Origin of the sequence: Acinetobacter sp. YH12151 (assembly GCF_013418355.1) — a bacterium.
Lineage (GTDB): Bacteria > Pseudomonadota > Gammaproteobacteria > Pseudomonadales > Moraxellaceae > Acinetobacter > Acinetobacter pseudolwoffii.
This window is the reverse complement of sequence record NZ_VPCG01000067.1, coordinates 1-9,330: the sequence shown is the minus strand read 5'-3', so window position 1 is coordinate 9,330 and position 9,330 is coordinate 1. Positions and strand designations below refer to the sequence as shown.

Annotated in this window: 8 protein-coding genes and 4 pseudogenes; 4 read left to right on the top strand and 8 right to left on the bottom strand. The window is 37.9% G+C overall.

Annotation, left to right across the window (positions count from 1 at the left end):
• Positions 1-128 precede the first annotated feature (128 nt).
• Positions 129-1,826 (top strand): annotated as a pseudogene (locus tag FTU82_RS14810) (ferrous iron transporter B); the annotation flags it as partial.
• Positions 1,827-1,949: 123 nt separating this feature from the next.
• Here the strand turns inward: FTU82_RS14810 and FTU82_RS14805 are convergent.
• Complete coding sequence (locus FTU82_RS14805; protein ID WP_004897257.1) at positions 1,950-2,375, bottom strand: hypothetical protein; 426 nt, start codon at positions 2,373-2,375, stop codon at positions 1,950-1,952.
• A 61-nt stretch (positions 2,376-2,436) separates the two neighbouring features.
• Entirely contained in the window at positions 2,437-3,141 is a 705-nt protein-coding gene (locus FTU82_RS14800) for an IS6-like element IS1008 family transposase (protein ID WP_180001710.1), read from the bottom strand.
• A gap of 216 nt (positions 3,142-3,357) precedes the next feature.
• Here FTU82_RS14800 and FTU82_RS14795 point away from each other — a divergent pair, with 216 nt between their 5' ends.
• Positions 3,358-3,687 carry a four-helix bundle copper-binding protein gene (locus FTU82_RS14795; RefSeq protein ID WP_026055492.1) on the top strand — a complete coding sequence of 110 codons (330 nt, stop codon included), beginning with the start codon at positions 3,358-3,360 and terminating at the stop codon, positions 3,685-3,687.
• Positions 3,688-3,821: 134 nt separating this feature from the next.
• Here FTU82_RS14795 and FTU82_RS14790 read toward each other — a convergent pair whose 3' ends face one another.
• Together FTU82_RS14790 and arsH are read right to left on the bottom strand one after the other, a co-directional pair.
• A complete protein-coding gene (locus FTU82_RS14790) occupies positions 3,822-4,526 on the bottom strand; it encodes an IS6-like element IS1007 family transposase (protein ID WP_001067793.1) in 705 nt (234 codons plus the stop codon).
• A 243-nt stretch (positions 4,527-4,769) separates the two neighbouring features.
• The gene (arsH, locus tag FTU82_RS14785) at positions 4,770-5,264 is read right to left on the bottom strand and encodes an arsenical resistance protein ArsH (RefSeq protein ID WP_010117055.1); all 495 of its coding nucleotides are present in this window, start codon (positions 5,262-5,264) and stop codon (positions 4,770-4,772) included.
• Positions 5,265-5,273: 9 nt separating this feature from the next.
• Between arsH and FTU82_RS14780 the strand changes: the two are divergent.
• Positions 5,274-5,463, top strand: a pseudogene (locus FTU82_RS14780) (DDE-type integrase/transposase/recombinase); the annotation flags it as partial.
• A 16-nt stretch (positions 5,464-5,479) separates the two neighbouring features.
• Here the strand turns inward: FTU82_RS14780 and FTU82_RS14775 are convergent.
• The 4 genes and pseudogenes from FTU82_RS14775 to FTU82_RS14760 form a co-directional block, all read right to left on the bottom strand.
• Positions 5,480-5,677, bottom strand: a pseudogene (locus tag FTU82_RS14775) (hypothetical protein); the annotation flags it as partial.
• A 23-nt stretch (positions 5,678-5,700) separates the two neighbouring features.
• Entirely contained in the window at positions 5,701-6,630 is a 930-nt protein-coding gene (locus FTU82_RS14770; RefSeq protein WP_159516737.1) for a copper resistance protein B, read from the bottom strand.
• A complete protein-coding gene (locus FTU82_RS14765; protein ID WP_180001711.1) occupies positions 6,617-8,506 on the bottom strand; it encodes a copper resistance system multicopper oxidase in 1,890 nt (629 codons plus the stop codon). The genes FTU82_RS14770 and FTU82_RS14765 overlap by 14 nt, the downstream gene beginning before the upstream one ends.
• Before the next feature lie 89 nt (positions 8,507-8,595).
• Positions 8,596-8,928 carry a hypothetical protein gene (locus FTU82_RS14760; protein WP_155861448.1) on the bottom strand — a complete coding sequence of 111 codons (333 nt, stop codon included), beginning with the start codon at positions 8,926-8,928 and terminating at the stop codon, positions 8,596-8,598.
• Positions 8,929-9,076: 148 nt separating this feature from the next.
• Between FTU82_RS14760 and FTU82_RS14755 the strand changes: the two are divergent.
• Positions 9,077-9,208 (top strand): annotated as a pseudogene (locus tag FTU82_RS14755) (DNA-binding response regulator); the annotation flags it as partial.
• Between the last annotated feature and the right edge of the window lie 122 nt (positions 9,209-9,330).

The window sequence follows — 9,330 nt, the reverse complement described above, 5'->3', positions numbered from 1 at the left end:
GACAAGCATCGTCATTTTATTATGGTCAGCCTCAGGGTGAAGTGTGTCTAATCAACAGGGTTTTCGGTCTCTAAGTACTTTTTAAAGGGAACATCATCGACTCAAATCTCTATTTGCAACAGTGCCCTTTTAACTTACCTTCTGGTGATGCAATACGAGTATTGGACTTACCCGGAACTTACAGTTTAAAACCTAGTAGTTTAGATGAAGAAGTCACCAGGGCAGTTTGTTTGGGCGAGCTAAAAGGTGAAATTCTACCCGACATTTTTATATGCGTCGTAGATGCCACAAATTTAAGCTTACATTTGAGCTTGGTTCTCGAAGTTCGTGCTTTAAATCGCCCTATGATTCTTGTATTAAATATGATGGATGAGGTCAAAAAGCGTGGTATTTCCATTGATAAGGATAAACTGTCTCAACTGTTAGGTATCCCTGTAGTTGAAGCTGTCGCAGTTAAAACAAAAGGAATTCAAGATTTAATTAATCAATTAGATCAAAAAAATCTTTTTATTACTCCTTATCATTCTGAATTAAGTCATTTTGAACAGGTCAAACAAATCACCAAACAAGTTATTTTAAATAATGACAATGGTGATAAAAGAACCGCATTTCTAGATAAAATTTTTCTACATCCTGTATTAGGTTTAGTAATCTTAACTTTAACCATGTTTGTGATGTTCCAAGCGGTATTTATATGGGCAACACCTTTTATAGAATTCATTGAAAATTTTATCGTATGGCTCAGTGATTTTATTGGACCACTAATCCAACATCCTCTATTAAAAAGCTTGGTAGTCGATGGGGTAATTGCTGGCACAGGTAGCGTGCTTGCATATATGCCTCAGATTTTGATTTTATTCTTCTTCATTTTAATGCTTGAAGAGTCAGGCTATTTACCCCGAGCAGCATTTCTTTTAGATAAATTAATGTCTAAAGCCGGGCTTAGCGGCCGTTCATTTATTCCTCTGCTATCCAGTTTTGCTTGTGCGATTCCCGGAATTATGGCAACCAGAAGTATCAGCTCTGAACGGGACCGATTAGCAACAATTATGATTGCACCATTGATGACCTGTTCAGCAAGATTGCCCGTATATGCTTTATTGATCGTGGCATTTATTCCGAACCAATTAATCTACGGCTGGTTAAGTCTGCAAGGATTAGTCCTTTTTGGTCTTTATATGTCGGGAATAGTCTCAGCGTTATTAGTTTCACTCTTTCTGAAGTTGGTTCGAAAAGATAAAACTGAAAGTATTTTTATTTTTGAGCTTCCCACATACCGAATTCCAGATATTAGAAATATTGCATTAGGCTTATATGATAGGGCAACTATTTTCTTAAAACGAGTTGGTGGCATTATCGTTGCACTGTCTATCTTGTTATGGGTGCTAGTCACGTTCCCTCAAGCACCAGATAATGCAACCATGCCAGCCATTAACTATAGTTTAGCTGGTCAGTTAGGACATTTAATTCACCCTATATTTGCGCCTATTGGTTTTACATGGGAAATATGTATTGCACTCATTCCTGCTATGGCAGCAAGGGAAGTTGTAATTGCAGCTCTTGGGGTGATTTATGCGATGTCAGGTGATGAAGATACTGTAACTCAAAGTCTGTTAAGTCAAATTTCAGGCCCGGATGGATGGGGGTTAGCCACAGGTTTATCATTATTGGTATGGTTTATTTTTGCTCCACATTGTCTTGCCACGTTAGCAACAATTAGACGAGAAACAGGTAGCTGGAAACAGCCTGTCGTTATGGCAACTTATTTGTTTGCATTAGCCTACATCTTTTCATTCATCACATATCAAGTTGCGAGTAAGTTTTAATTAGCAAATGAATAAAAGAGGGGGGGAGCTAGCTCCCCCCCCCCTTTATTAAATTACTCGATGTAAGCGTGGGCTTCTGAATACTTTTATCTAACTATAACAACTACTTAAATGTTTAAATCTCTAGGTTTTGAATAGTCGAGGTATCAGACGAATATAGATTGGTAAAAAGCATAGTTCAACGATAGTCTGAGTCAAGATTACAGCAGGAATTATGGGCATACTTCCCGGAATTGCAAAAGCTAATGGAAGAATAACAAATGAATTTCTATATGATGCTGAAAAGGACACAGCACTAGCAGAGCCAGATTCTAATCGAAAAATACGAGCAATTATCCAACCCACGAATGGAGCAATAATGGCAAAAGAAATATAAATTGGTAAAGCTTGAAGAGCTGCACTTTTTGCAAGCCCAATTTGAGGCATAACTGATGCTAGGACGATAAACAAAACTAGGGCTGTGGCAGGTACAGGAAATAAGTTTAGGCTTTCAGCCACTTTTTCTGCTTGTTCATTTCTATTCCCAATGAACTGAACTATAGCTGCCATTGCTAAGGGGGCACTGTTGCAAATAGAGATTTGAGTCGATGAAGTTCCTTTTTAAAAGTGCTTAGAGACCGAAAACCCTGTTGATTAGACACACTTCACCTTGAGGCTGACCATAATAAAATGACGATGCTTGTCCTTTACGTAGTGCACGCATGACTTCAATACCTTTGATTGTGGCATAAGCCGTCTTCATAGATCTGAATCCTAATGTGGCCCTGATGATCCGCTTTAACTTACCATGATCACATTCAATGACATTATTTTTATACTTAATCTGCCTGTGCTCAATATCTACTGGACATTTTCCTTCTCGCTTTAACCGTGATAAAGCATGGCCATAGGTCGCTGCTTTATCTGTATTGATGACCCGTGGAATTTTCCATTTTTTCACCGTATTGAAGATTTTTCCTAAAAAACAATAGGCTGATTTACTGTTCCGTCTAGCGGAAAGGTAAAAGTCAATCGTATGACCACGTTGATCAACTGCACGATACAGGTAAGTCCATCGCCCCTTCACTTTGATATAAGTCTCATCCATATGCCATGAATGTAAATCTGTAGGATTACGCCAATACCAGCGTAAGCGTTTTTCCATTTCTGGAGCATAACGCTGAACCCAACGATAAATTGTGGTGTGGTCAACATTCACACCCCGTTCAGCGAGCATTTCTTGAAGTTCACGATAGCTGATGCCATATTTACAATACCAACGAACAGCCCAAAGAATGATTTCACCTTGAAAGTGCCGACCATGGAAGGGATTCATCTGCTGTATCTCGAAATAAATAAGATATTTAGCTTATCATGTCAGCCTATTTGCAACAGTGCCTGAATACATGAGCAGCTAAATCACTCAAAGCCAGCATCTAAAACCATTTAACAAAATCTATGACTATTTTACTTTCCCTTACCTAATCGTCCTAGTGTATATCTTTTTTTTTGATTAGCTTATTCCTAAATCAAGTGACTTTAGGTAAGTATGATGAACGATATCCAATTTTCAGATTGCGCAAAGGCATGTATGAGCTGTTACCTTACCTGTGCCAGTTGTGCAAATGCCTGTCTAAAAGAAGAAAATCTGGAGATGATGCGAGAATGTATTCAGCGTTGTCTAGATTGTGCAGATATTTGTCAGCTCTGTGCTCGTATGCAGCAAAATGAATCTCCTTTTATGAAAGAAATTTGTGAGCTTTGTGCCAAGGCTTGTGAATACTGTGCAGATGAATGTAGCCAACACGAGCATCAACACTGCCAGCAATGTGCTGATGCTTGCCGTGAATGTGCCGTCGAATGTCGAAAAATGGTTGTCTGATAAATAAAAGAATTAGTTGAGTTTAGGATTTACTCAATGAATAGCCAACGTGTTAGTTGTTAGTGGGTCAAACCACTAACAACGGCACTGTTGCAAATAGGGATCTGAGTCGATGATTTTCCCTTCAAAAAAGCTTAGAGACCGAAAACTCTATTTACTAGCCAAACTTCTCCTAGAATATTACCGTTATAAAATAATGAAGCTTGTCCTTTGCGTAGAGCACGCATAACCTCAATTCCTTTAATTGTGGCATAAGCCGTTTTCATAGACTTGAATCCCAACGTAGCCTTGATGATCCGTTTGAGCTTGCCATGATCACATTCAATCACGTTATTCTTGTATTTAATCTGTCGATGGTCCAGGTCTTCAGGACACTTTCCTTCCTGTTTTAGTCGCGACAAAGCACGGCCATAGGTATGAGCCTTATCAGTGTTTATGACTCGTGGAATCTGCCATTTTTTGACATGATTCAAAATTTTACCAAGAAAACAATAAGCTGAATGGGTATTTCGTCTAGCAGAAAGATAGAAATCAAGAGTATGGCCACGTTGGTCAACTGCACGGTATAGATATGCCCATTTGCCATTCACTTTTACGTAAGTTTCATCCAGATGCCATAAATGTCGATCTGTAGGATTACGCCAATACCAACGTAAACGTTTTTCCATTTCTGGAGCATAACGCTGAACCCAGCGATAAATTGTGGTGTGATCAACATTCACTCCACGTTCAGCGAGCATTTCCTGAAGTTCACGATAGCTGATGCCATATTTACAATACCAACGAACAGCCCAAAGAATGATTTCACCTTGAAAGTGCCGACCGTGGAAGGGATTCATCTGCTGTATCTCGAAATAAATAAGATATTTAGCTTATCATGTCAGCCTATTTGCAACAGTGCCGTTTCTGGTTCAAAGCCTTCACCTTTTCCTTATTTATCTCTGACTTCTTTAATGTAAAAACCCAATCATGAAGACTGGGTTTTTACAATATTCATTGTACCTTTAACAGCACTTCATCGGTACAGCATAAAAGTGTTACTGACCTGGCAATGAGGCGCAGTATTTAATACCATCCAGCATTTATAAACTGCGCTGATTTACACGCTTGGACAACTCTTCAGCCGATTCCTTGCGTTCAGAATAACGATCAGTCAGGTATTTGCTTTGACCACGAGTCAGTAGAGTGAACTTAAATAACTCTTCCATGACATCCACAATCCGGTCATAGAAAGCTGAAGGCTTCATTCGTCCATCTTCTTCAAATTCCAAGAAAGCTTTCGGAATTGAAGACTGATTTGGAATGGTGATCATCCGCATCCACCGCCCCAAAATACGCATCTGGTTCAGGCTGTTAAATGACTGTGATCCACCACTGACTTGCATCAAGGCAAGGGTTTTACCTTGGGTAGCACGGATTGCTCCTCCTGCAAGTGGAATCCAGTCTATTTGTGATTTAAAAATGGAACTCATAGAACCATGACGTTCAGGTGAACACCAGACCATACCTTCAGACCATGCAAGAAGCTCATGCAGTTCTTTTACTTTTGGATGCTCAGTATCCGCATCTTCTGGCAAAGGAAGGCCCCACAAGTGATAGATACAGATAAAGCACACATATGGAGGTGCTTTGTCACGGTTAAAATGGGAAAGAAAATGTCCACCAGATCTTGAGCACAGGCAGGTTAAGTATAAAAATAACGTGATCGAATGTAATCATGGCAAGCTAAAGCGGATCATTAGGGCCACTTTAGGATTCAAATCGATGAAGACGGCTATGCCACATGCATCTATTCAGATGGCATTAAACACCGATGATGTACAGACGAAGTAGTAGCAGCCGATCCTACTAAAAGAATAGCAAACGATAAAAACAGCGATAAGCATGTTTTTAACCACTGCATAAAAATAGACCAAAAATTAAGCTTTTTTAGTTTTACAGATTCGAAAATAAATAGTAATAATTCATGAATAGTAGCCGAAGCTACCATTCATGAATCCAAATCATACTATTTTAAAAAACTAATTCGATGCCTGCACCATATTTCCATCCCTTTTCAGACTCTGTTGCCTCTTGCATAGAAGTGGCTTTCTGTCCTTTTTCATATTGGTAAGCAACATCAATGAAAGGTTTAATTCGCTTAGTAATCTCATATCGGGTTTTGATACCAGTTTTTAGTTCTGATAAACCTGATTTTGCAGCATAGTTAGAATCATCGCTAAATATTACATCTGCTTCGATATAAGGTTGAGTAATAAGTTTCTGAGTTAAAAGCAAATCACGTTCTAATTCAAAACTTGCTCCCCAAAAATTATTCTCACCGCCATAAAGATATGCTTGTGTTTCAAAGAAATAAGGAGCTAGACCTAATATACCAATAACCCCATCCACTCGATCGCTGCTGCTATTATTTTTATCTTCGCTATATCTTACACCAGCTTGTACATCCCAAAATGGGGCTACGTTACGGCTATAAAGTGCTGATACAGCATATTTTGGATCATTACTTTCTGACTTTTCCGAATTGGCTTCAATAAATAGACGATTTTCATCTGTACCAATCAAAGTTTCAAACTTTGTTCCTAACCCACCTTTACCGTCTTCATCAACCATCCATTCATTTTCGAGTTTTGTAGTTTGATAAACTTGACCACCATGTTCTTTAAGATGATTATTATGGGAGGAATCAGCTGGTTCCAAATTCTTCCGCATAATTTGAATACTTTTGTTTCCCTTGTTAATATTTCTTTTTGAAAAATACTTTGGATAAACATTTTGCGGGGAATAGCTTAACCCACCAGATTCCTGCAATAGTACCTTCATACTTTCTGGCATATTGCTATCTTCTACTGGTTGAGTGTTCTTTGCAAAGGTCAGATTTGATAATCCAAATAGCGCAATCATCAAAGTTGTTTTTGAAAACAAATTATTAGTGATGTGCATGTGGATTTACTCCCTTCTCATTTACTTGGGACTGAGGAACAGTCTTTGTAGAATTACCATCTTCCACTTGAGCTACAATGAGTTTATTCATCATTCCTGCACTCATATGGTAAAGCAGGTGACAATGAATAGCCCACTCACCTAACTCATCAGCTGTGAGTAGAGTGGTTATCGTTTTCCCAGGTGGAACAATTACCGTATGTTTGTTTGGCATATTGCTTGGATCCTGACCATTCTCAAGCTGCATAAACATGCCATGTAAGTGCATTGGGTGAGCCATCATACTGTCATTGACAAATTTTAAGCGAATACGTTCACCATACTTCACCACTAGTGGGTCGGCTTCATTAAATTTTTTACCATTTATTGTCCAAATATAACGCTCCATGTTTCCACCAAGACGGATCTCTATTTCACGTTCAGCTGCACGAGTGTCTTTTTGAGGATCTAACGATTGCAAATCACTATATTGCAATGCTTTATTACCTTCAGGTGTTGAAGCATTTGCCCATCCAAATACGGTATTATCATTCTTGTCTGAAGCCGCCTTAACAGTAGCGCTATTCATCGGCATATCATGATTCATACCTTTCATAGAAGACATATCGTGATTCATGCCTTTCATAGAAGACATATCATGATTCATATCTTTCATTGAAGACATATCATGATCCATACCTTTCATAGAAGACATATCGTGATTCATGCCTTTCATAGAAGACATATCATGATTCATTCCCATATCTTCCATAGAAGACATATCGTGATTCATGCCTTTCATAGAAGACATATCATGATTCATTCCCATATCTTCCATAGTCAATAAAGAACGAGGACGAGGCTTAGGCATCTCAATTTGTTTTACAGGTGAGGTATTTTCATCATGTAAGGTTCCAACCGAAAATCCAGTACGATCAATAGATTCAGCTTCGATTTGATAATGGGCTTGTTTCGGTTCAACAATGACATCATAAGTTTCAGCAGTACCTATACGGAACTCATCTACAGGAACAGGTTTTACAGGTTGACCATCGGCACTTACCACTGTCATTTTTAAATTTGGAATTCGTACATCAAAAAATGACATTGCAGAAGCATTAATAAATCGAAGGCGAACTTTTTCTCCAGCTTTAAAATTACCGGTCCAGTTTTGCTGAGGTGTTTTGCCATTCATTAAAAATGTATAGCCTGTGACATCAGACATATCTGTTTTCAACATCCGCATCTGATTCCACATAGAGCGGTCTTGCCAAGTTGCCTTTAATCCATCACGTTTAACTTGTTTCATGACATCAAATACCGTTTCTCGACGGTTCTGATAGTAATCTGCTTCTTTTTTAAGATTCTTTGTGATTTGATCACTTGTTGAATTATGAAAATCAGAAAGCAAAACCACATAATCTCTATCAGTTTTTTCAGATGATGTTAAGGGGGTTTTATTTTTCGGATAAATAACTAAAGCACCATATAGGCCGTCTTGCTCTTGCCCTTTACTATGGGAGTGATACCAATAAGTACCATTTTGACGAACCTTGAATTTATATTCATACGTTTTATTAGGGGCGATGCCTTCGAACTGGTTGAACCCTGGTACACCATCCATGATTCCGGGTAATATCAATCCATGCCAATGAATTGAAGAGTCCTGATTTTTTAGCTTATTATGAACACGAATAACGGCATCATCTCCCTCTTCAAATTCAAGAAGAGGGGCAACGAATTTACCATTAACGGTAATTCTCTTTAGCGGTTTTCCTGTAATATTTACAGTCTGTTCCGCGATCGTTAAATCATATTCTTTAACTGCCGCCATTACCCAAGTTGATGAAAATAAACCAACTCCAATTAAGAGTATATGACTTAACTTTTTTGACATTCTATCTCACCTTTAGAAAGATCAAGATTGAAGTAATAAAGCAAATATTTAGTATAAACTTTAATACTTCTTTCTCGCTATTTATAAAATTATTTATTGCTACTAGGCATATTCATCTTTGAATGATCCATTTTAGAATGGTCCATATTCATCTTTGAATGATCCATTTTAGAATGGTCCATATTCATCATGGAATGATCCATTTTTGACATGTCAGATGAGTTAGGAGACTGATGTTGACTATGATCTTGCTGAGTCTTGTCATCTTTTTCCATTTTACAAGGTTTTGTACAAGGTTTCTGTGCTTTTACCGTTTTAGTGGCACTTGAGGTTGATACATCTTTTGCCCAAGATTGAGTACCAGCAATTAAAGTTCCAGCACACATTAAAATTGTTAGACTACGACGCACTACAGTTTTCATAAGTTTCTCTAAAAGTTAATTTCTTGCTACTACACTAAAGTGAAGCACTGAACATCTAAGTGACTTGAAAATGACATTTTTGTAATCTATCTCGATCAGATGTTTTATAACGTTATTATAGTTTTAATGAATAACTTAGGATTCTGAGATGAGAATACTATTAGTTGAAGATGAACAAAAAACTGGTGATTATCTCAAGCAAGGTTTATCCGAAGCTGGCTATATTACGGACTGGGTTACAGATGGGTTAACGGGTAAACATCAAGCTCTTTCTGAAGAGTGATTGATAGTAAATAATTATATTGACAAATATAGTCAAACATATACAATTTAGGTATTAAATTTTAAAAAAACTTGCAATGAAATACTTGACTGAAAGCTTAAAGAAAGTAGAGCAAGACC

Bases quoted from the DNA above. Each gene is read 5' to 3' on its own strand.
- FTU82_RS14805 (WP_004897257.1), bottom strand. From the start codon at position 2,375: ATGGCAGCTATAGTTCAGTTCATTGGGAATAGAAATGAACAAGCAGAA.
- FTU82_RS14800 (WP_180001710.1), bottom strand. From the start codon at position 3,141: ATGAATCCCTTCCATGGTCGGCACTTTCAAGGTGAAATCATTCTTTGG.
- FTU82_RS14795 (WP_026055492.1), top strand. From the start codon at position 3,358: ATGAACGATATCCAATTTTCAGATTGCGCAAAGGCATGTATGAGCTGT.
- FTU82_RS14790 (WP_001067793.1), bottom strand. From the start codon at position 4,526: ATGAATCCCTTCCACGGTCGGCACTTTCAAGGTGAAATCATTCTTTGG.
- FTU82_RS14770 (WP_159516737.1), bottom strand. From the start codon at position 6,630: ATGCACATCACTAATAATTTGTTTTCAAAAACAACTTTGATGATTGCG.
- FTU82_RS14765 (WP_180001711.1), bottom strand. From the start codon at position 8,506: ATGTCAAAAAAGTTAAGTCATATACTCTTAATTGGAGTTGGTTTATTT.
- FTU82_RS14760 (WP_155861448.1), bottom strand. From the start codon at position 8,928: ATGAAAACTGTAGTGCGTCGTAGTCTAACAATTTTAATGTGTGCTGGA.